The 22629-nt window shown below is 42.1% G+C and carries 20 protein-coding genes and 1 riboswitch; of the genes, 15 read left to right on the top strand and 5 right to left on the bottom strand.

Translation table 11 applies throughout. The features are described from left to right. The first annotated feature begins 13 nt into the window (after positions 1 to 13). Positions 14 to 1255 carry a hypothetical protein gene (locus ABH902_RS05295; RefSeq protein ID WP_404589509.1) on the top strand — a complete coding sequence of 414 codons (1242 nt, stop codon included), beginning with the start codon at positions 14 to 16 and terminating at the stop codon, positions 1253 to 1255. A 30-nt stretch (positions 1256 to 1285) separates the two neighbouring features. Here ABH902_RS05295 and ABH902_RS05290 read toward each other — a convergent pair whose 3' ends face one another. Further along, positions 1286 to 2479, bottom strand: coding sequence for a phosphoenolpyruvate hydrolase family protein (locus ABH902_RS05290; RefSeq protein ID WP_404589508.1), 1194 nt, complete (start codon positions 2477 to 2479; stop codon positions 1286 to 1288). Positions 2480 to 2532: 53 nt separating this feature from the next. Here ABH902_RS05290 and ABH902_RS05285 point away from each other — a divergent pair, with 53 nt between their 5' ends. Continuing rightward, positions 2533 to 2664, top strand: a complete 132-nt coding sequence (locus tag ABH902_RS05285) for a hypothetical protein (protein WP_404589507.1) — start codon at positions 2533 to 2535, stop codon at positions 2662 to 2664. Positions 2665 to 2667: 3 nt separating this feature from the next. Here ABH902_RS05285 and ABH902_RS05280 read toward each other — a convergent pair whose 3' ends face one another. The 4 genes from ABH902_RS05280 to ABH902_RS05265 form a co-directional block, all read right to left on the bottom strand. Continuing rightward, entirely contained in the window at positions 2668 to 3489 is an 822-nt protein-coding gene (locus tag ABH902_RS05280) for a phosphoenolpyruvate hydrolase family protein (protein WP_404589506.1), read from the bottom strand. Between the two features lie 12 nt (positions 3490 to 3501). After that, complete coding sequence (locus ABH902_RS05275; protein WP_404589505.1) at positions 3502 to 4722, bottom strand: Tm-1-like ATP-binding domain-containing protein; 1221 nt, start codon at positions 4720 to 4722, stop codon at positions 3502 to 3504. Positions 4723 to 5132: 410 nt separating this feature from the next. Then, positions 5133 to 5723, bottom strand: a complete 591-nt coding sequence (locus ABH902_RS05270) for a hypothetical protein (RefSeq protein WP_404589504.1) — start codon at positions 5721 to 5723, stop codon at positions 5133 to 5135. A gap of 78 nt (positions 5724 to 5801) precedes the next feature. Continuing rightward, positions 5802 to 7982 carry a HelD family protein gene (locus tag ABH902_RS05265; protein ID WP_404589503.1) on the bottom strand — a complete coding sequence of 727 codons (2181 nt, stop codon included), beginning with the start codon at positions 7980 to 7982 and terminating at the stop codon, positions 5802 to 5804. A 204-nt stretch (positions 7983 to 8186) separates the two neighbouring features. On the opposite strand from ABH902_RS05265, the gene ABH902_RS05260 reads away from it, so the two are divergent. From ABH902_RS05260 to ABH902_RS05200, 13 genes are all read left to right on the top strand, one after another. Continuing rightward, positions 8187 to 8957 carry a TatD family hydrolase gene (locus tag ABH902_RS05260; RefSeq protein WP_404589502.1) on the top strand — a complete coding sequence of 257 codons (771 nt, stop codon included), beginning with the start codon at positions 8187 to 8189 and terminating at the stop codon, positions 8955 to 8957. After that, a complete protein-coding gene (gene rnmV / locus ABH902_RS05255; protein ID WP_404589501.1) occupies positions 8954 to 9520 on the top strand; it encodes a ribonuclease M5 in 567 nt (188 codons plus the stop codon). Before ABH902_RS05260 ends, rnmV begins: the two co-directional genes overlap by 4 nt. An 18-nt stretch (positions 9521 to 9538) precedes the next feature. After that, positions 9539 to 10426 (top strand): 16S rRNA (adenine(1518)-N(6)/adenine(1519)-N(6))-dimethyltransferase RsmA, encoded by an 888-nt coding sequence (rsmA, locus tag ABH902_RS05250; RefSeq protein ID WP_404589500.1) that lies wholly within the window; start codon positions 9539 to 9541, stop codon positions 10424 to 10426. 184 nt (positions 10427 to 10610) lie between these two features. Continuing rightward, on the top strand, positions 10611 to 11804 hold the full coding sequence (locus ABH902_RS05245; RefSeq protein WP_404589499.1) for an MFS transporter: 1194 nt from the start codon (positions 10611 to 10613) through the stop codon (positions 11802 to 11804). A gap of 36 nt (positions 11805 to 11840) precedes the next feature. Continuing rightward, the gene (locus ABH902_RS05240) at positions 11841 to 12830 is read left to right on the top strand and encodes a linear amide C-N hydrolase (RefSeq protein WP_404589498.1); all 990 of its coding nucleotides are present in this window, start codon (positions 11841 to 11843) and stop codon (positions 12828 to 12830) included. A gap of 17 nt (positions 12831 to 12847) precedes the next feature. Then, a riboswitch (glycine riboswitch) is annotated at positions 12848 to 12953 on the top strand. Between the two features lie 180 nt (positions 12954 to 13133). After that, positions 13134 to 14219, top strand: a complete 1086-nt coding sequence (gcvT, locus tag ABH902_RS05235; RefSeq protein ID WP_404589497.1) for a glycine cleavage system aminomethyltransferase GcvT — start codon at positions 13134 to 13136, stop codon at positions 14217 to 14219. 22 nt (positions 14220 to 14241) lie between these two features. Beyond that, a complete protein-coding gene (gene gcvH, locus ABH902_RS05230; protein ID WP_404589496.1) occupies positions 14242 to 14622 on the top strand; it encodes a glycine cleavage system protein GcvH in 381 nt (126 codons plus the stop codon). 3 nt (positions 14623 to 14625) lie between these two features. Then, positions 14626 to 15942 carry an aminomethyl-transferring glycine dehydrogenase subunit GcvPA gene (gcvPA, locus tag ABH902_RS05225; RefSeq protein WP_404589495.1) on the top strand — a complete coding sequence of 439 codons (1317 nt, stop codon included), beginning with the start codon at positions 14626 to 14628 and terminating at the stop codon, positions 15940 to 15942. After that, positions 15939 to 17378, top strand: a complete 1440-nt coding sequence (gene gcvPB / locus ABH902_RS05220; protein ID WP_404589494.1) for an aminomethyl-transferring glycine dehydrogenase subunit GcvPB — start codon at positions 15939 to 15941, stop codon at positions 17376 to 17378. Before gcvPA ends, gcvPB begins: the two co-directional genes overlap by 4 nt. 16 nt (positions 17379 to 17394) lie before the next feature. After that, positions 17395 to 18777, top strand: coding sequence for a dihydrolipoyl dehydrogenase (lpdA, locus tag ABH902_RS05215; RefSeq protein WP_404589493.1), 1383 nt, complete (start codon positions 17395 to 17397; stop codon positions 18775 to 18777). A gap of 184 nt (positions 18778 to 18961) precedes the next feature. After that, a complete protein-coding gene (locus ABH902_RS05210) occupies positions 18962 to 20146 on the top strand; it encodes a M20 family metallopeptidase (RefSeq protein WP_404589492.1) in 1185 nt (394 codons plus the stop codon). A gap of 31 nt (positions 20147 to 20177) precedes the next feature. Then, positions 20178 to 21842, top strand: coding sequence for a formate--tetrahydrofolate ligase (locus tag ABH902_RS05205; RefSeq protein WP_404589491.1), 1665 nt, complete (start codon positions 20178 to 20180; stop codon positions 21840 to 21842). Positions 21843 to 21961: 119 nt separating this feature from the next. Beyond that, positions 21962 to 22594 (top strand): hypothetical protein, encoded by a 633-nt coding sequence (locus ABH902_RS05200; protein ID WP_404589490.1) that lies wholly within the window; start codon positions 21962 to 21964, stop codon positions 22592 to 22594. Positions 22595 to 22629 lie beyond the last annotated feature (35 nt).

The raw sequence follows: 22629 nt of genomic DNA, 5'->3' as shown, positions 1-22629 counted from the left end.
GGAGAATGGTTAAATGAAAATGAAAAAGTACGTGTTAAGTGTGTTTGTTAGTGTTGCGGTCTTTTTATTGGCGGCATGCGGAGCGGATCCGCGGAAAGAATTTGTGAATGAGTTATTTGATAGTCAGGCAGAAGATGCTTCTGCAGGGACTTTCGACATGAAAATTAAGGAGTTAACTTATGAAGGTGATGAAGGCGGCGCATACGTCAACATGATTGCAAGCCAATTAAAGGATATGAGCATTAAAGGCAATTATGCGTATGATGAGAAAAAAGACGTGATGGAGCTGAATATTACAACGGAGCTTTTTGGTGAGAAGATTCCTTTGGAGTTTGTGAGTCAAAAAGACAAGTATTACCTGTCTACCAGCTTTGTCAACGGCGCTTTGAATCTAGCCAAATCATTCGATTACCCGCTTGATCTAAGCAAAGAAGATCTAGCTAAGTTAAAAGGTAAGTTTATTGATCTAGGTGAAGCAGAAGAAACAATTACTTCAGACAAATCAGCTGAAAAAGATAATCCATTGAAGGACAGCGGCATTAAGCTGACACAAACCTCTGAAATGGAAAAAGAAATCAAGAAAGTCATCTTAGGGTTTGATAAAAAATCCTTCAAAAAAGAAGACAATGTCGTTTCACATACTTTTACTAAAAAGGAACTAATCAAGATTCTTGAAAAGATGGATGAAGTGGCTAAAGCAGATAAAGACTACAAAAAAGAGTATGAAAAAGACGGACTTGATAAAGACGTCAAAGATATGATTAAGGGTCTGAAAAATGACATGGATAAAGCAGATGTCAAAGTAAACATCAACCAAAAGAGCAAAGCGCGCGACATGGAGCTGAATTTCTCAAACACCGATGAAAATGACAACAAATTCGGCATGGTTTTAGCTATGAACATGAAACCGGAAAAGAATGACAAAAAAATCAGCGTACCAAGCAAAAAAGATCTGATCAGTGAAAAAGAATTAAACGATATCTTTTCCAAAATCATGGGTTCTTATCTGAATAATTCCGGATTAGAAGATGATGCAGGCTTAGACGGAACCTTTGATTCTGATGATCCTGATACGCAAGCTGCTCTCGATGAGCAATTGGATGAAATCATTAAAGGAATCAATGAAAATCCGGAAATGGTTACAGCGGAAACAGCAGAAGAAATTCGTATAAGTATGAAAATTATTTTTAATGATGAACAAATGAAAAAACTAAATGAAGCTTTGGATAATGCATTACAAGGTAAAACAATCTAATAAAAAGCAAAGGGTGAACGGCAATCGCGTTCACCTTTTATTTTTTTTGTTGGCCTGTTCTTTATATTTTTTAGGAGAAAGACCAGTGTATTTTTTAAAAGATTTACTAAAATAGGCGGCGTCCCGATAACCAACCATGGCTGCTAATTCTTCGATGGCAATTTTATTTTCAGTTAAAATTGTTTTGGCTTGGTCCATACGATAGCCGATTAAATAGTCTGAAAAGGTAATACCGATTTTTTCTTTAAAAAGAGTGCTTAAATATTGCCGGCTGATATGCATAATGGCCGCTAGTTCTGCTAATTTAATTTCTTCCATATAGTGATCGGCAATATATTTTTGTGAAAAAGCCACATAATCTTCATACTGATTCAATTCATCTAATAACTGATGCAGCTTTTTATCCTTTTCTAAAATACCGGCTGTTTTAAATTCGGTAGTGATTTGTCCGATACGATCCTCAACCGGTGTACGTTCAAAGGAAGAGCCACCGATATAGCCTTGAGCGGAGGTGTGTTTAAACATATATTCCGCATCCAAAGGGCTGTCTACTGGTCCACCATAAATCATCCGAATGACGTCAGGCTTAAGGGTTTCACAAATATGAAATAATTCATTGGCCAATGTTTTGCCGGCATCTAAAGACAACAGCTTTTTAGCGCCTACCGTACCACCAGCAGTCAAACCTAAATGGACGCAAAGAATATCCGCACCGGCCGCTAGCATTTGTCGCGTCTGTTTTTCATTAAAAACAAACGCAATCGTCAGCAGCCCCAGCTCGTGTGCCTGTTGTATACACTGAACCTCCTGCTCATAGGTAATGCCGTGTTCTGTCAGTGCCTCTCGAAAGGTTCCGGTAAACATGCCAACTGTAGGGAAATTGTTAATACCGGCAAAACCAGCTGCCTTAATTTGCTGGAGGAATACCGCCTGATTTATTGTTGGATCGGTGCCGTTTAGCCCAAAAAAGACGGGCAGTTGTTTGACTCTCGGTAAAATTTCTTTGGTTCCATAATCCATCACCAGCTCATTTGCGTTAGAAAAAGGCAGCCAGCCGGCTAAGGAGCTGACACCCATTTGCCGAAATTTGGCTGAATTTAAAGCTAAAATAAAATCTGCACCGCCCAGCTCTGCAGCTTTTGCCGCTAATCCAGAACCAGCAGCAACACCAATTATTTTTTTCCCGGAGTGAACTTCTTGTTTAAGTCGTCTTTGCGTTTCCATAAGAAACTCCTTAGTTGTTATTTTAGTTCATTATAAAGGCAATGGTGGAAAAAATGGAAAGAGAAGTATTAGAAAGAAGAAAAAGCAATGATGAATTGAATTTTTTGAGATACAATTTATATAATTTTAAAGGGGTTGAGCCAAAAGTGTTATTTCTTTTAGCTCAACCTCTTACTTATACATAAAGTTTAGTGAATAGTTTTAAAAGCTTCTGTTTGTTCCTTGATGCCTTTTTCTGCTGCGAAACGTTCAATGCTGGATGCGCCGAAGAAGCCGTGAACGCCAGTCGTATGGTTGATAATATATTGAGCATCTTCCGGTTCAGCGATCGGTCCGCCGTGGCAGATAACGAGGATATCTGGATTGACTTCTTTTGCTGCGTCGGCAATTTCCTGTACTCGTTTTGCAGCATCTTCTAAGGTTAAGGCTGTTTGTGCACCAATGCTGCCTTTGGTTGTTAAGCCCATATGAGCAACGACCATGTCCGCACCGGCTTTTGCCATTTTTCTTGCTTGTTCTGCATCAAAAACATAAGGAGTTGTCAAAAGGTCCAGCTGATGGGCTTTTGCGATCATATCCACTTCCAAATCATAGCCCATACCAGTTTCTTCTAGATTTTGTCTAAAAACACCATCGATTAATCCTACAGTAGGAAAGTTTTGTACGCCGGCAAAGCCTTGTTCTTTTAATTGCTTCAAAAAGACATCCATGACGCGAAATGGATCTGTTCCGCAAACGCCGGCCAAAACAGGTGTATGTTTGACAACGGGCAGTACTTCGGAGCCCATTTCAACAACGATTTGGTTAGCATCGCCGTAAGATAATAACCCAGCTAATGACCCGCGTCCGGCCATCCGGTAACGACCGGAATTATAAATAATCAGCATATCTGTTCCGCCGGCTTCCGAGCTTTTGGCCGTAATCCCAGTACCTGCGCCTACACCAAGTAAAATGTTGCCTTTTTCGAGTTGATTACGAAAGTCCTTTAAAATTTCTGTTCTTGTTTTCATGAAAAATTCCTCCTAGTAATTTTTTTTGATGAGTTGATCTAATGAAGTTGCTGCAGCACTGGCAAATTCGGGTGCATTAATCGGATAATCAAGTTCTTGAATCTCAACCAGTGGATTAGTGATTGCCTGCTTCAAGGTATCAAAGAGCACTTGGTCAATTTCAGGTGCATAAAATTCGCTGCCTTTAGCATCTAAACCAGATACGCCTTGCAGAGGCAAAAGTAAAATGGTTTTTGCAACCGCCAGATTTAATTTTTCAGCAATTTTAAGACCCAATAGTTTATTTTCTTCGGCAGTTGTCCGCATCAAAGTGACCATTGGATTATGCTGGTAGAAGAGGCGATCATGGTATTTTTCAGGCACCGTTTCCATTGCGCCAAAATTAACCATATCAAGCGCACCGACAGAAACCACTTGGGCAATGCCGTTTTTTGCTGCTGCTTCCAAACGATGCGGCCCGCCAGGCATATTTCCGCCAAATAGCTCATCGCACCATTCAGTCGTCGTAATATCCAAAACGCCAGTAATCAAGCCGTCAGCAATCAGCTTCTCCATTGACTTGCCGCCAGCTCCAGTTGCGTGGAAAACCAATACCTCGTAGCCCTTTTCCTCCAAAAGCCTGCGGGCAACCTCCACACAAGGCGTTGTCACACCGAACATACTGGCTGCAATCACTTCTTTTTTCTCTTCGTTATCTTGAGTCAAATGCTGTACCATACCACTGATGGCATTCGCCGCATTTGTGAAAATTTGTTTGGAAATTGAATTAATTCCGGCAACATCAACAATTGACGGATACATGAAAATATCGCTTGAACCTACATAGCCACTAACATCACCAGCGGCTACAGTGGAGACCATAACTTTAGGAACGCCAATCGGCAAAGCTCTCATACCAGGCGTTACCATGGAAGTACCGCCGCTGCCGCCAGCTGAAATAATGCCGCCAAACTTACCTTCAGCATATAATTTCGGTAATAAAATTTCCAGTCCTTGTGCAATCATTTTTGTTCCATCCGCACGATTGCGTTGTGCCGCAATCTGTTCAATATCTGCGCCAACTGCTTGAGCAATTTCCTGATTCGTTACATCAGGAGTAAAAGCAGGAGCAAAGATACCGGTATGAATCAAAAAGGTATTTAAGCCATTTTTTTCAATTTGCTCTTTGAGAAAGAGGAACTCCTCTGATTTTGAATCAAACGTTCCTGCAATAGCAATAGTCGTGTTATTCATATTAACCCTCCATTTCCTTTTTTTGTGTACGCTTTCATTATACGGCTGAAATCAAAGAAAAGAAATGTATTTTTGTCATATGAAACTAGAAAATTGTCATGTGAGAATCTTTTGCTTAAAAAATTAAGCTTATTGAATGGACTAGTCTAGCTAAATAATGAATTGATTCGTTATGAAACACTTTATCTTTTTAAAGAAGGACAAAAAATTTTTCATTTTTAAATAAAATAAGAGTGTGAGACAAAAGTAAAGAACACTTTTACCGCACACTCAAAACACGAATAAACGGCGGGAACAGAAGCAGCCCCTTCGGAAATAAGCCGAAATTCACAAAAATTTGAAAAACAATTTTCGTGAATTCCTTCTTATTTCTCAGGGCTTATCACTTCTGTCCCGACCTCGGCTTTCATCTAAAATTTTAAATGCTTGTTTGTTTTAAATTTGCGAAAGCGTGCGGGCAGGAACATTACTAGCACAGCATAAGGAACACAAATAATGGACCAAGTCAGCGTGCGGCTTAAGCTATTGTTTTTGTACAGCCAGTTAAGCAGAAAATGCAGACCCAGTATACTCACTGCAACGAAGGCTGCCAATAGATAGTGTGACTCGTTTTTACTAATCAAGCGGAAGAGACTTCCTGCAAAAGGAACCAGATAAAAATATGCACTGGTTAAAGTAATGCGCCAGCTCTTCGCGACTGTTCCCAGATTAATCAGGAAAAATAGCAGCGATAAAACAATACCCAGCGGCGGGAAAAAAGCGACTATAGCTGAATAAACAATGCCCCATAAAAGCATTACGGGTCCTTTGACTAAAGCAGCAATCGCCAGAAAGACGGCAAGCAAGATAAATTGCTGCGTCATTGTACCATAGGCTAATAATCCGAAAAGAATCAGTAACGTCCAATGCCCGACTGTATTAACTTGAGGCTTTCTTTGGATCGTAACATTTTTTTGAATCGTTGCTTTTAAAAAGTCAGATTCTTCAAAGTAATTTTTCAAAAACGACGCCTCCTTTTTAACGTTCACTAGTCTCTAGTTTACGCGCAATCCAAAAAAAGTACATCGGTCTAAGGTCGGTTATTTTGCTTGGCGCAACAGCTTGGTCAACTCGCCAGTGTAAGGGAGATAGACTTGCTTCATGCCGCGGGAAATAGCTGTGTAGAGAATTCTGCGGTCACGCTCTGTCTGAAACCGTTCAGCTGTTGGATTGTGAATAATCACGTGATCGAATTCCAGTCCTTTGGCCATATCAATGGCAAGAATTCGGCGTTTTTTCAGATCAAACAAGGTAGGATCCAATGGAAGCTGCTGTTTGAGCGCTACGACCTCTTGGACGGTTTTGGTAATAATCACTGCCGTTTCCTCTGCTGGAATTGCTTCTAAGAAAGAAGCTATAGCTTGCAAATACGTTGCTTGATCCTTACAGGCAGTAAAAACAGGTGTTTGACCATCATTTCTAATCGGTACAATGGTCATGGCTTCTTGGGTAACCAGCTGCTGAAACAGCTTAGTAATTTCTTTACTGGAGCGATAACTATTCAACAGTTGATAAAAAGCCACAGGCTGATGTGTACCTGAAAGCAAATGCTGTAATTGCGAGAATGCCACAGAAGTATTAAAGATTGCCTGATTTTCATCGCCTGCCAAGGTGAAATTTGCTTTAGGGAATAAAGTAAGCAGCAGCAATACCTGGGCTTCTGTGTAATCCTGCACCTCATCGACTAAAACGAAGGCCATCTGTTGATTGGCAAGATCTTCAATAAAGATCTGCTTCAGTAAGAGTAAAATAACAACCTCGTCAGCTGTTAAAGCTTCAGTTTCTTTGCTATAGTCCGTTTGTTGATAACGCCGATAAAGCTCAGTGAACAGCACCCATTGATCAAACCAGTCAAAGTTGTTGATTGCATTAATGACGCGGCGATATTTTTTACGCAAGCGTTTTAAAGCAAACTCAGCTAGGGTTTCCTCATCTTCATCCGTTAGCAAGGTATTAAAATAACGCAACTGTTCTTCTTCCGTTAAATCCAACAGCTGATCCAGCATTTTTTTCGATCTGGCTTGCTTGATTAAATAGCGATGCCACAGGCTCAACAGTTTTTCTTTAGTGGCAGAAAGACGGTCGCGAATCGAGGCGTTTTCCGGTGTCGCCTGATACAGCTCGAAAATAGCTTGTGCAGAAAAAAGCACCTTTTGTTTAAAACGCAGCGGCTGAAACAAGGAGCCTTGAATCAGACTGGTATCTGTAAATGCTTGGAGATAAGCAACAAAATCCTGCGATTGGATGACCTTTTGCTGGTCAGAAACCTCTGTTTGGGTAATCCGTTCAAAATACTCCGTTTCACTTTCCACAGCTGTCTGTTCTTGAAAAGTCAGTCCCAGAAATTGTAGCAAGGTTAAATTCAGCGGATTTCGTTCCCCTAAATTAGGCAATACTTGAGAGATATAATCAATGAATGTTGAGTTAGGTGATAGCAATAAAATATCGTCAGCCGTAATTTCAGTTCGATGGTTGTACAATAAATAAGCGATCCGCTGCATAATGGCGGAGGTTTTACCACTACCGGCAATGCCGTTAACTAAAAGACGTGGATGCTGTTCATCCCGAATAATTTCATTTTGTTCCTGTTGAATGGTTGTCGTAATATCCTTCATGTATTGAGAGGAATCGGCTTCTAACGAGTGAAGCAGCACATCATCCTGAATAGCTAAAGCTGTGTCAAAGAAGGTGATCAGCTGGTCTTTTTCAATAATTAACTGACGTTTTAAATTCAAGCTGACAGGGATCGTACGACCATTTGCCGAGTAGCTGCTGTCACCTAGAACATTATTGTAAAATAAAGAAGCAATCGGCGAACGCCAATCATAAATTCTTGAATCGCCTTCTAAGTTGGTAAAATCATTCATGCCAATATAAAAGACCTCGCGATCAGAAGCTGTATCTAAAAAGGTCACATCGATTTTGCCGAAGTAAGGTGCTTTTAGCAACCGTTTTACCTTTTCCAATTGCTTCGCAGTGGTTTCATTTTTGAGATTAAGCTGATCGATTTCGCGGTTTTTCATTTCCAGCATCGCAAAAGTATCTAGATTATCCAAGTAATTATCAAAATTAAGCTTGGTATCACCACCAAATTGTTCTAAAACGGTTTTACCGTCTGCATTGACTGTTTGAATCGCTTTCTGGTAAACCTTTTGCGCCTCTAATAATTCTTCGTAAATCAGTTGAAGCTGCTGCTGCTCTTGTGTGTATTCATTGACCATCGTGGTTCCCCCTGACATTAATGGTGTAACCGAGTAGTATAAACTATTTTTAAAAGGAAAGCAACGATAAAAAATAGCCTTTTATCGAGTCTGTCCATTCAGCTTTTGCACAAAGTGTGATAAAGTATAGAAAGTAAAAGTAGACCGTATTCCTGATAGCAATAAAGGAACGTTTACTGAGAAAGAAAACAGGAGGTAAGAGTCATGATTTTTGATTCACATACCCATTTAAATGCAGAACAATTTAATGAAGATATCCCGGAAACGATTCAGCGCGCCGCAGAATTAGGTGTAACAGAGATGGCCGTTGTAGGTTTTGATACACCAACTATTGAAAAATCCTTGGCGTTAAGTCAACAATACCAACAAATTCAAAGCATCATCGGTTGGCATCCGACCGAAGCCGGCAGCTATACAAACGCTGTTGAAGCGAAGTTGCAGGAGTTGCTGACGCGTCCAAAAGTCGTTGCGTTAGGTGAAATCGGTTTGGATTATTATTGGATGGAGGATCCTAAAGAGGTGCAGGCACGCGTTTTCAGGCGCCAGATTGCTATTGCCAAGGAAATGAACCTACCGATTAGTATTCATACCAGAGATGCAATAGAAGATACGTACCAGATTTTAAAAGAAGAGGATATTCGCGATATCGGTGGAATTATGCACAGCTTTAGCGGTGATCCAGAGTGGATGAAGCGTTTTTTAGATTTAGGCATGCATATTTCTTTAAGCGGGGTTGTTACGTTTAAAAAAGCGCTGGAGGTACAGGAAGTAGCGAAAGAGGTTCCTTTAGAGCGGCTACTGGTTGAAACGGATGCCCCTTATTTGGCGCCGGTTCCTTATCGTGGCAAGCGCAATGAACCGGGATATACCCGTTATGTCGTCGAAAAAATCGCAGAGCTGCGCGGCGCATCTGTGACAGAGATTGCTGCACAAACAACAGACAACGCTCATCGTTTATTTAGGCTGGCACAATGAAGAAGCGTTTAACCATCGAAGAAATCATTGTCGTTGAAGGAAAAGACGACACACGCCGCCTTCAGGAAGTGGTCGACGCAGATACCATCGAAACAATTGGCTCGGCGATTAATGAAGAAATCCTAGCTCAAATCGAACATGCACAAGAAACACGCGGCGTCATTATATTTACCGATCCGGACTATTCCGGCGAAAAAATTCGGAAAACCATTATGGAAGTGGTGCCGGATGCCAAGCATGCCTTTTTGTCTCGTCGTTTAGCGGCGCCTAAAAAACGCGGCTCCAGTTTAGGCGTTGAGCATGCCAGTGATGAAGCGATTTTAGAAGCGTTGGAAAAAGTAGTTACGCCGGTCAATGAAGCCGACGACTATCAGGAAATTCCACGCCAGCTATTGTTGGAGCTGGGCTTAATTGCTGGAGCAGGCGCCAAGCAAAGAAGAGAATTGCTGGGGGATGAGCTGCGGATTGGCTATACCAACAGCAAGCAGTTAGCAAAACGTTTAAAAATGTTTCGAATTACCGAACAAGAGCTGATGGCAGCTATGAATACTGTAAATGACTAACCTAACGGAGGAAGCAAGTTGACAGAATATAAAGAAATCGCTACACCCTCAAGAACGAGAGAAATCCTAAAAAAACATGGCTTTTCCTTTAAAAAAAGCTTGGGCCAAAACTTCTTAACAGAACCGAATATCCTCCGCAAAATTGTGGAAACGGCTGCTGTAGATAAACAAACGAATGTGATCGAAGTAGGACCAGGAATCGGCGCACTGACCGAACAGCTAGCAATGAACGCGGCTCAAGTATTGGCTTTTGAAATTGATGATCGCTTAATTCCGGTTTTAGCAGATACCTTGACACCTTATGACAATATAACCGTTGTCCATCAGGATGTACTCAAAGCAGATTTGATCGGAACGAGTCAGTCCGTGTTTAAACAGGAGCTGCCGCTGAAGGTAGTGGCGAATTTGCCTTATTACATCACTACGCCGATTATGATGCATTTTTTAGAGTCGGATTTGGACGTCAGCGAAATGGTTGTGATGATGCAAAAAGAAGTAGCGGATCGCATTTCAGCTAAACCAGGAACAAAAGCATACGGGTCGTTATCCATTGCTGTGCAGTATTTTATGGAAGCCAGCATTGCTTTTATTGTCCCGAAAACGGTTTTTATTCCGCAGCCTAATGTTGATTCAGCGATTATTAAGCTGACCAAACGGGCACGTCCGGCAGTAGAAGTAACGAATGAGCAGGCATTTTTTAAATTAACAAAAGCATCCTTCCAGCTGCGCCGTAAAACCCTATGGAACAACTTAATACATTACTACGGCAAGGATGAAGCAACCAAAGCTTGGCTGACAGCCAGCCTGACAGAAGCGGAAATAGAGCCGTCACGGCGCGGAGAAACCTTATCTTTGGAAGAATTTGCCAGATTAAGTAATACCTTAGAAAAAAATGTAAAGAGCTAACTACCTAAAAAAATTTCCAGCCTTTTAGCCTGTGCAAAGAGTCATTCTTTGTGCGGGCTTTTTTTGTACGTAGCTTTAAATATTCCGACTTTATGTAAATTATTCTCAATGAGTTATTGACATTTCACCAAAAACAAGGATAATTAATTTTAGTAAGCGCTTTCTTTTGTTGAGGAGTGATAGTGTGGAAAAAAAGGAAACGAGAAATATGTTTTGGATGTTGGCGGCAATTTTTTTAGGCTATACCTGTATTTATGTAGACAAGACGACGATCGGCATGTCACTGGTGACTATTGCAGAGAACTTAGGGTTTGAACCGCAGCAAAAAGGGTTGATTTTAAGTGCCTTTTTCCTAGGGTACACGATTTTTCAAATCCCTTTTGGGTATTTATCGAATAAAATTGGCACGAGAAAATTATTGATTACATCGGTCTTATTGGTAGGTATTTTTCTATTTTTATTTGGGTTTGGCTTTTCATTTTTATACTTAGTATTTATTCGGCTGATGACAGGCGCGGTGGCACATGCGGGGTATCCGTCGTCGGTGAGCACTTTTATCTCACAGGAACTGCCGTTAGAAAAACGGGGTCCGGCACAATCAACTATGATTGCTTCATCCGGCTTTGCATCAATTGTAGGTCCATTATTGATTGCGCCGCTGTTATTGATGATCGGCTGGCATAAGACGTATTATTTTCTAGGAGTTGCGGTTATACTGGTGGCAGTATTAATGTGGGTAGTTATTCCTAAATCTTATGGCGGTGTAAAGGAACATTTGAAAAAGAAGAACGGGATTTCGTTTCGGGAAGTATTGAAAGATCGCAATGTGTGGGTCATGATTTTTGCAGCGTTTTTTATTAATGCGGCAATTTATGGTTTAAACGGCTGGATGGCGACCTATCTTGTGGAAGCACACGGCTTGGCTTTGTCGCAAACAGCCTATATGTCTGCGATTATCGGCTTTTTCACAATGGCGGCGGCCATGCTGGGCGGCATAGCTGTGAATAAGTTCTTCCTTGGGAAAGAGCGCTGGGTCGTATTTGCCGCAACGATTGGCGGCGGTTTTTTTGCGATTTTAATTGCAGTGATCGGATCTTTTCTATTGAGTATGATCTGTCTGACGCTGGCTGTAGCCTGTGCCAGTCTGGCTTTTGCCACGTTAATGAGTATTCCGGTAAAGCTGTTTCCGTCCGATGAGGTTTCGGCTAAATATGCCACGATTAATGCAATTGGCGTTTCCGGCGGCTTCGTTGCACCAACCATTATTGGCTTTTTAATTCAGGTATCAAACGGTACTTTCTTTAGTTCATTTTTGTTTATCGCAGTAGCTTTTATTGTATCGGGTGCCATCACTTTGATGATTCGAAAAAAAGACTAGTTCAGACTTTTGATAAAAATAAAAGGATGTGGGAAAATGTGTACAGGCATTATGCTTAAATCCAAAAGCGGCAATAGCTATTGGGGCAGAACACAGGAATTTAATTTAACATTGGATTATGACGGCGGTATTATTCCCAGAAACTATAAGCTAAAAACAGCTGCTGCTTACTTTGTAACGAATTATGCTGCAATGGGTGTTGTTTTAGCAGAGCATCCTTTACTGGTTGATGGTGTGAATGAACGAGGATTGATGGGCGGTTCATTTTATTTTGGTCATTATAATCGTTACACGGAGCTAGAGAAAATACAGGCGGCAGATAAAATTCCTTTAGGCGGAGCGGAATTTGTCACGTATGCGTTAACCAATTACGGTTCGGTGCAGGAGTTGAAAGAACGAGTGAATCAGGATACGGCGATTGCTATCATGGATGACTTAGTAGGGATTCCTCAACACTATGTTTTTCAGGATACGACAGGAGCAAGTATCGTTGTAGAGCCATCGATTGAAGGCGGTTACGAAATCTATGATAATCCGGTGGGCGTGTTTACCAATAGTCCTAAGTTTGATTGGCATTTAATCAATTTGCAAAATTATGTTGGTCTGAGTGATTATATGGCACAGGATATTCAAATGGGCGATCTGCATGTTATTTCAAATGGAAAAGGCTCTGGCTTAAGAGGGATTCCCGGTGATTTTACACCGCAGTCGCGTTTTGTACGTGCGGCTTACTTGAAACATTTTTCTGATCCCGTAGAGGATGAGCAAGCGATCGATCAGATATTTCATCTATTGAACAGCTTCGATATTCCTAAGGGAGTTGTGAAAGTAACTAGTGACACCGATGTTCAATATACCCAGTATACAAGTGCCTATGATGCGCAGAAGAAAAAAATGTACATTCACCTTTATGATAATCGGAGCATTCAAACCTTATCTCTCAATGAAGGTGATTTAACAGGGAATATTCCACAATATTTTGCATTAAACCATCACCAGCAATATTGTGCTATGCCTAAAAAATAAATGAAAATAATGGATGGAAGAGAATTACGGGAGAGTCTAATCATTAGCACCGAAGGAATAAATAATAAATGAAGCTATGCATTTATTATGAAGATCTCAGGTAAAAAGGACCGTAATTTGACATCACTCTGGAAAGCGAACGCACCGAAGGAGCAACTCTTCGATTAAGAAGACGAATCTCTCAGGTTTTTTACAGAGGAACAAGCCCTTCTTTTAGGTGCCTGTTCCTCTGTTTTTTAGATAGTTTGAGTTGGGAGGTGTAGTTAGAATCATTTGAAATAAAAATGGATGAGGAGTATGAAAATGGACGAAAAAACCCCTTTATTTGAAGCCCACCAAACACTTGGCGGGAAAATGGTTTCCTTTGCAGGCTATACATTACCAGTGCAGTATAAGGAAACAAGTGTGATAAAAGAGCATTTAGCGGTACGAAATCAGGCAGGTTTATTTGATGTCTCTCACATGGGTGAGGTCGTTTATGAAGGAGCCGATGCGTTGGCAAATTTGCAGTACCTGCTGACGAATGACTTCACCAATCTGGAAACTGGTCGTGTCAGATACACTTTAATGTGTAATGAGGCGGGCGGTGTACTTGACGATTTATTAGTATACAAGCTAAACGATCAAAAATATCTGCTAGTGGTCAATGCGGCGAATCGGGCAAAGGATGTTGCCTGGATGAAGCAGCACTTGTTTGGCGAAGTCGTCTTCAGCGATCAATCAGATCAGTGGGCGCAATTAGCTTTACAAGGACCTAAGTCCAAAGAGATTATTGCCAAACTAACAGCAGAGGCGGACATTCCTAAAAAATATTACAGCTTTGTGGAACAGGCATCAGTTGGCGGTATTACTTGTTTACTATCAAGAACCGGATATACAGGCGAGTTCGGCTATGAGCTTTATTGTCGCAATGAAGATGGGCCAAAATTATGGTCAATTTTATTGGAAGCAGGACAGGAATACGGCTTGATTCCTTGCGGCTTGGGAGCGCGCGATACGCTACGCCTAGAAGCGGGGATGCCTTTGTATGGGCATGAAATGGATGAAACGGTGACACCTTTAGAAACGGATTTGGCTTTTGCCGTCAAAATGAACAAAACGGATTTTATCGGCAAGCAAGCATTAGTGGAAAAGGGAACGCCAACAATTACACGCATTGGGCTGCAGCTGACAGAACGAGGAATCGCCCGGGAAGGCGCCGCCGTTTACTTTAATGGTGAAAAAATCGGTCAAACTACCTCAGGCACCATGTGTCCTTCACTTAACAAGGCCTGTGCCATGGCTTTGGTGAAAACAGATCGAGTGACGATTGGTTCACCTGTTGAAGTAGAGGTACGAGGAAAAAAAATTACCGCAGCGGTTACAGAGCTACCATTTATCAAAAAATAGTCGGAAAAAGGAGCGGATTATAATGGCAAAAGAAGAGTTGAACTATTCAAAATCACATGAGTGGGTACGTTTTGAGGGAGAAAAAGCAAAAATTGGACTTTCCGATCATGCGCAGGAGCAGTTGGGAGATATTGTCTTCATTGATTTGCCGGAAGTTGGCGATGAAGTGACGCTTGGCGACAGCTTTGCCGATGTGGAATCAGTAAAGGCCGTTTCAGAGGTTTATTCGCCGGTAACAGCTACAATTAGTGCAGTTAATGAAGAATTACTGGACAGTCCGGAACTGATTAATTCAGCAGCATTGGATACTTGGATTATTGAAGTAGAAGGTATTGAAAAAACGGAGGATTTGCTGAATGCGGCTGATTATCAAGCATTCTGCGAAGAAGCTGAGGAGGAGTAAGCGATGGGCAATTATCTTGGTTCAACCGATAAGCAGCAGCAGGAAATGCTGGCAACAATCGGCTTAAAAAACATGGATGAGCTGTATCGAAGCTTACCGAAGGAAATGCTGATTGAAACACTTGATATTCCTGCGGGAAAATCAGAGGCAGACGTGCGCCGAATTTTAGAAGGAATGGGACAAAAAAACAAAGTTTTCAGCAGTATTTTTCGCGGGGCCGGCTCCTACAATCATTATATTCCGGCGCTGGTAAAGCAAGTTGCTGCGAAGGAGGAGTTTGTTACTTCTTATACGCCTTATCAGCCTGAGATTAGTCAAGGCTTGCTGCAGTCGATTTTTGAATATCAAACAATGATTTGTGAAATCACAGGGATGGATGCGACCAATGCTTCCGTCTATGATGGCGCGACGGCGGCAGCTGAAGCTATTAATATGTGTCTTGATAAAAAAAGAGCTAAGGTGCTGATTTCGGCAACGACGAATCCGATGACGATTCGGACGGCGCAAACCTACTTTGGTTCGCGAGAGATTGAATTTGTGCTGATTCCGGAAAAAAACGGTAGCACTGACTTAACCGCTTTGCAAGAACAGCTGGATGAAACGACGGCTTGTTTAGTTGTTCAGCAGCCGAATTTTTATGGCGGTATTGAAGAGGTGGAAGCCATAGCTGAGCTGGTGCATGGAGTGAAGGCGAAATTTATTATGAGCGTCAATCCAGTAGCCGCAACGATCTTAAAAAGTGCTGGCGAGGTGAATGCAGACATTGCGGTAGGTGATTCTCAGCCCTTTGGTTTGCCGATGGCGTTTGGTGGTCCATATATCGGCTTTATTGCTACTAAAGAAAAAATGATGCGCAAGCTGCCGGGAAGAATTGCCGGTGAAACAGTGGATGAAGCCGGGAAGCGAGCGTTTGTTTTGACCTTGCAGGCTAGAGAACAGCATATCCGTCGTGAAAAAGCAGCTTCGAATATTTGCTCGAATCAGGCCCTATGTGCGTTAACAAATGCTGTTTATATGAGTACGATGGGTACCAAGGGAATTCAAAATGTTGCTGAGCATTGCTATAGTAAAGCACATTATTTAGCGGATGGTTTTCGGCAAATTCAAGGTGTAACAGTCTATGATGAAGCGCCTTTCTTTCATGAATTCGTCGCTACTTTTCCAGTCGAGCATGAGCTGCTTTTAGCCGAGTTGGAAGCGCAGGATATTTTAGGCGGTTATCCTACTGAAAAAGGATTATTGTGGTGTACAACTGAAATGAATACAAAGGAACAGCTGGATGAAGTCATTGCGTTGGTGAAGGAGGTTTGCGCAAAATGAAATTAATTTTTGAACGAAGTGTCGAAGGCTATTACAACGAAATGGTTGCGCCATGCGAAGTACCGGTAGTTGAGCTTCCGGAAACAATGAAACGCCAAAAAGCGCTGCATTTGCCTTCCGTACCGCAGCCTGAAATTAGTCGCCATTATACCGAGCTGGCGAATGCGACCTTTGGGATTAACAACGGCTTTTATCCTTTAGGCTCTTGTACGATGAAATACAACCCCAAAATTAACGACGAAATGGCAGCGTATCCAGCCTTTGCCAATATTCATCCACTACAGCCTGAGCATACGGTTCAAGGCTCGCTACAGGTTTTTACTAGGACCGAACGTTTGTTAAATGAAATTACTGGGATGTCGGCCTTTACGTTTCAACCAGCTGCCGGAGCGCATGGCGAATTTACCAGCTTGTTGATGATTAAAGCATATCACGAAAAGAACGGTCAGCCGCAACGAAATAAAATTATCGTGCCGGATTCCGCTCATGGCACCAATCCTGCCAGCGTAGCAATGGCCGGTATGATTACAGTGAACATTCCTTCTGACGAATACGGTTGTGTAGACATTGAAGCCTTAAAAGCGGCGGTGGGCGCGGACACGGCGGGTTTGATGCTGACTAATCCCAATACTGCCGGTATTTTTGACAAAAATATTTTAGAAATCACCAAAATTGTCCATGAAGCCGGTGGATTAAATTATTACGATGGCGCCAATTTAAATGCCATTATGGGTGTGGCACGTCCGGGCGATATGGGCTTTGACATTATTCATTTAAATCTGCACAAAACCTTTTCAACACCTCATGGCGGCGGTGGCCCTGGCTCTGGTGCTGTCGGCTGTAAAGAAGTGCTGAAGGATTTTTTACCCGATTATTATCCAGTGGTGACAGATACAGGAATTACTTTTACCACACCAAAATACTCAATAGGAACAGTTAAAGGCTTTTATGGTCAATTTTCAGTGTTCTTACGCGCCTTGACTTATGTGCTGTTTTTAGGGAGTGAAGGGATTTCCTCCGCTTCGAAAAGTGCAGTGCTTAATGCCAATTACATGCTGCATGAGCTAAAGGATATTTTTGATGTGCCTTATGGTGATTCCTGCATGCATGAATTCGTTATCAGCTTAGAAAAACTAAAAAAAGAAACCGGCGTTAGTGCGTTGGATATAGCCAAAGGGATTTTGGATCACCAAATGTATCCGCCCACGATGTATTTCCCGCTGACCGTGCCAGAAGCTTTAATGGTTGAACCGCCGGAAACAGAATCAAAGGCTCGCATTGATGAAGCGGTAGCAGTCTATCGTCAGCTCAATGATGCGGCACATGCACAGCCGGAAGCGTTCCATGACTATCCGCTGCATGCCAAAATTCATCGAGTAGATGAAGTAAGAGCAGCCAGACAGCCGATTGTTCGTTATAAATTTGACAGGGAATAGGAGAGGAGGAAGGAGATTGCGTTATGATTTAATGGTAGTTGGTGCAGGTCCTGGCGGCTATGTGGCAGCAGTTAAAGCAGCACAACTGGGAATGAAGGTTGCAGTGGTTGAACGTCAATGGCTAGGCGGTACGTGTTTAAATTGCGGCTGTATTCCTACCAAAACACTTCTGCATGCGGCTGAAACACTGCGGGAAATCAAAGAAGCAGGCGAAAACGGCATTCAAGTTAGTGATGTTCACATTGACTTGAATGCAATTTACGCAAAGAAAGACAACGTTGTGGCTCAACTAACCCAAGGAATTGAGCGCTTATTTAAGGCCAATAAAATAGAGCTTATTCAAGGAGCAGCCAAGATTACCGCTGCTGATACAGTCGCGGTAGGAGATATGACCTATCAGACTGATAAAATACTCATAGCGACTGGCTCAAAACCAGCGCTTCCACCGATTCCGGGAAGTGATTTAGCCGGAGTTGTGACAAGTGATGAGCTGTTGGCTGAAGCCCAATCATTTGAAAAGCTAGTAATCATTGGCGGCGGCGTGATTGGCGTAGAGCTTGCCAGTATTTTCAATGAATATGGCTGCGAAGTAACCATTATTGAGGCTGCTTCTAGTCTATTGCCAAATTTTGATGGCGAGATTTCTAAAAAATTGGCGGTCATTTTGAAAAAACGTGGCATTGTCCTTCAAACGAAAGCACAAGTAACGGAAATAATCAAAGAAGATAAGCTAATTTGTAAATACTCTGCCAAAGGAAAAGAGCAGGAAGTAGCTGCTGACAAAATTCTGATTGCCACTGGCCGAACGGCAATGTTCGATAATTTGTTTGCACCGGAGTTAGCGGTTAAAACGGAAAAACAGGGTATTTGGGTAGACGACTCCTTTGAAACTTCTGTGAAAGGCATTTACGCGATTGGTGATGTAGCAAGTCGCGGTGCACAGTTGGCACATTTAGCCTCCGCGCAGGGCGTAAATGCAGTCGTGGCTATGCAGCAGCAAAAGCCTGTTTATCGTTTGGATGTAGTTCCAGCGTGTGTTTATACTACACCTGAAATTGCTGCAGTTGGCTTGTCGGAAGCAACAGCTCAAGAAAAAGGAATAGCAATTATAGTGGGAAAATATACTATGGCCGCTAACGGTAAAACAGTCATTGCCGGCAATACGCTTGGTTTTATCAAGGTGCTTGCAGATGCTGAAAGTAAAAAAATTCTGGGCGCGCATTTAATGTGTGAACGGGCAACGGATCTGGTGAGTGAATTTGCTACAGCGATTGTCAATGAGCTGACGCTTGATCAAGTAACCTCCATTATTCATCCACATCCAACCTATAATGAAGGAATCGGTGCAGCCTATGAAAATTTGGCGCTGCTGGCTGAAAAGAGCGCTAAAGACGAATAATCTTTGAAAATTAAGGACGGAACTGCTTTCTGCTCTTTACGCGGTACCGTTGTTTCTGCTACTATAGTTCTTAATTAAGACGTTTTTTGGCTGTTTCATTTGTAAAATGTTGGTTTTAATAGACAAGTGGTTGTATGGTAGAGCTTTATCGAACGTTGAAGGACTGAAAGAAAAGGAGAAAAAAATGCTAACAGAAAAACAAAAGAACTTTGCCGCAAGTTTAGAAGAAGAACTGATTCAGATTAGAAGACATCTACATCAAAATCCGGAAATTGGCTTGGATTTGCCGAATACTGTCGCTTTCGTTAAGGAAAAACTGATTTCCTATGGTTATGAACCTCAAGCCTGCGGTGAATCCGGATTGACTGTTGTCGCTGGTAAAAAGCCGGGTAAAACCTTTTTATTGCGTGGCGATATGGATGCATTGCCGATTCGGGAATTAACGGACTTACCTTTTAAATCTGAAAATGGCTACATGCACGCCTGCGGTCATGATATACACACAACAATGCTTTTGGGCGCTGCTAAAATTCTTAAGGAATTTGAAGATGAATTGGCAGGTCAAGTGAAATTATTGTTCCAGCCAGGAGAAGAAATCCTGTCGGGGTCTAAGGTTTGCATTGAAAATCACGTGTTGGAAAATCCCAAAGTGGATGCGGGCATGATGATTCATGTCTTTCCATTTAAAGGATTGAAAGTAGGCCAAATTATGCCGACACCGGGCGGCACTTTTATGGCTAGTGCCGACTGGTTTGAAATTAAAGTCAAAGGGCGTGGCGGTCATGGCTCACAGCCGGAAACTTCTATTGATCCAATCAATGTGGCTGTTCATATTTATACGGCCTTACAGGAGCTTTCGGCCAGAGAAATAGGGTCAGAAGAGCGTTTTGTTTTGACGATCGGCGAATTTATGGGCGGCACTGCGGGAGCGTCCAATATTATACCGGAAACAGCGGTAATGAAGGGCACTCTGCGTACCTTAAAAGAGGATGTCCGCAGTCAGCTGAAAGAACGTATGGTGGCAATGGCTGAAAATATTGCTAAGGCCTTTCGGGCAGAAGCTGAGGTTGTTTTCACCAATGGCTGTACGACGAATGACAATGATCCAGAACTGTCTGCTTTCGTCAAAGCATCCTTAACAGAAACCTTTGGTGCAGAACAAATAGCAGAAATGCCTTTACCTACACCTTTAATGGGCAGCGAGGACTTTGGGGAAATTAGTCATTTGATTCCAACGGCGACCGTATTAGTTGTGGCATCTGAGGAAAACATCAATCTCCATAATCCAACTATCGTATTTGACGAAGCTGTTCTAGTTGAAGGAGCCAAGGTTTATTCAGATACAGCCATGAGCTGGCTGAAAAAATAGCACCGCAAAAATTGTTTATTGGAGGAGAAGTATGGTCAAAACAGATATTGAAATCGCTCAAGAAGCAACGATGCTACCTATCTCAAAGGTAGCTGAAAAAATCGGGTTAACGACTGACCAAATAGAACCTTATGGCACGTACAAAGCGAAAATCGATGTAGGCAAAATTCCTGACCAAAAAGAAGGCAAGGTTATTTTAGTTACAGCGATTACGCCCACTCCGGCTGGCGAAGGAAAAACGACAACAGTTGTAGGATTGGGTGATGCACTAAATCGAATTGGAAAAAAAGCAATTATTGCGCTAAGAGAGCCTTCTTTAGGACCGGTTTTTGGAATTAAAGGCGGTGCGGCAGGCGGCGGTTATGCTCAAGTAGTACCGATGGAAGATATTAATCTGCATTTTACCGGCGATTTTCACGCAATTGGCGCAGCAAATAATTTATTAGCTGCAATTATTGATAATCATATTTTCCAAGGCAATCAGCTAGGCATTGATAATCGCCGCATTACCTGGAAACGTGCAGTGGACATGAATGATCGCCAGCTGCGGCATATTGTAGACGGGTTGGGGGCGCGCGTAAATGGCGTGCCGCGTGAGGACGGCTTTGAAATTACGGTTGCCTCAGAAATCATGGCTGTTTTATGCTTGTCCAACGATATCGAAGATTTAAAAAAGAATCTTTCAAATATTATTATCGGCTATACTTTTGATAATTTACCAGTTACAGTGAAAGAATTGAATGCACAAGGAGCGATGACGGCTTTACTTAAGGATGCCATTAAACCTAATTTGGTTCAAACACTGGAAAATAATCCGGCACTGATCCACGGTGGCCCATTTGCCAATATCGCTCACGGCTGTAATAGTGTGATTGCCACTAATACTGCCAGAAAGCTGGCGGATTATGTGGTTACAGAAGGCGGCTTTGGTGCTGACTTAGGCGCAGAAAAATTCATCGACATTAAATGCCGTAAATCCGGTATTCGTCCTTCAGCGGTTGTTGTTGTGGCTACTGTACGGGCACTAAAAATGCATGGCGGAGTGCCTAAAGATCAGCTTTCCGAAGAAAATGTTGCCGCTTTAACGAAAGGTTTACCCAATCTGTTGAAGCATATCGAAAATACGACAACAGTCTTTGGCTTGCCAACAGTCGTTGCGATTAACAAGTTTCCAACTGATACTGAAGCTGAGTTGGAGCTAGTCAAAGAAGAATGTCAAAAACGTCAGGTAAATGTGGTGCTATCTGATGTTTGGGCGCAAGGCGGCGCCGGTGGCGAAGCTTTGGCAGAAGAAGTGGTTCGTTTAGCTGAACAGGAAAATCATTTTTCTTTTGCTTATCCGGATGAGGCATCCATTAAGGAAAAAATCAGTGCGATTGTGGAAAAGGTATACGGCGGCTCTGCGGTTCGCTATGAAACCGCCGCTGAAAGAGAAATTGCTAAGCTGGAAAAATTAGGCCTTGATCAGCTGCCGATTTGTATGGCTAAAACCCAGTACTCCCTGTCAGACGATCAAACGAAGCTGGGTCGACCCACAGATTTTACAATAACGATTAGCAATATTAAAATTTCTGCGGGTGCCGGTTTTATTGTCGCTTATACAGGTGCTATTATGACGATGCCGGGCTTACCGAAAAAAGCAGCCTATGAAAATATTGATGTAGATGCATCCGGTAAGATTCAAGGATTGTTTTAACCGACAGACGTGTTTTATTTTAAAAATAACGAATAAAAGGAGCGTGGTGTCTTGACACCCTGCTCCTTTTTGCGTAAAATAAGACCATCAAACATGTCAAGACACCTTGGAGGGTTTTTATGAAAAAGCATTCAGTTAGACATTTAACAATCGCCGCACTTTTAGTAGCAATGGGTATTATTATTCCAATGGTTATGCCGAGAATCACGGTGGGACCAGCATCCTTTACTTTGGCCAGTCATGTACCGCTTTTTTTAGCTATGTTCTTTTCACCGGCAGTAGCAATTGCTGTGGCGTTGGGAACAGGCTTCGGCTTTTTCCTGTCTGCCACACCGATCATTGCGCTGCGGGCGATGTCGCATCTTTTATTTGCGGCAGTAGGGGCTCTTTATTTACAAAAGCATCCGACTCTTGTTTTAAGCAAAAATAAATTTGTGTTGTTTAATGGAAAATTTCAATTATTTAATCTAGGAATTGGTCTTATTCATTCGGCAGCAGAATTAGCTGTTGTGAGTGTTTTTTATACAATGGGAAATTTGCCTGAAACCTACTATTCTCAAGGCTATATGTATTCCATCTTTTTATTAATGGGCTTTGGCGGATTGATTCACAGCTTGGTGGATTATAATATTGCCTACTTTGTAGCAAATGCCTTAAGTAAACAATTTGATCTGCCTGTTTTCACGCAAGCCAGAAAAATGGAGCAACAAACAACTCCTGTTTTTGCAGCAAAGAAAGAAAAGCTCATTTAAAAAAAGCGCTAAAAGCTGGAAACTATCACCGGCTT

This window comes from Enterococcus sp. UD-01 (assembly GCF_044909655.1).
Lineage (GTDB): Bacteria > Bacillota > Bacilli > Lactobacillales > Enterococcaceae > Enterococcus_L.
Note: the sequence above shows the minus strand (reverse complement) of the source record. Positions and strands in the feature narration are given on the sequence as shown.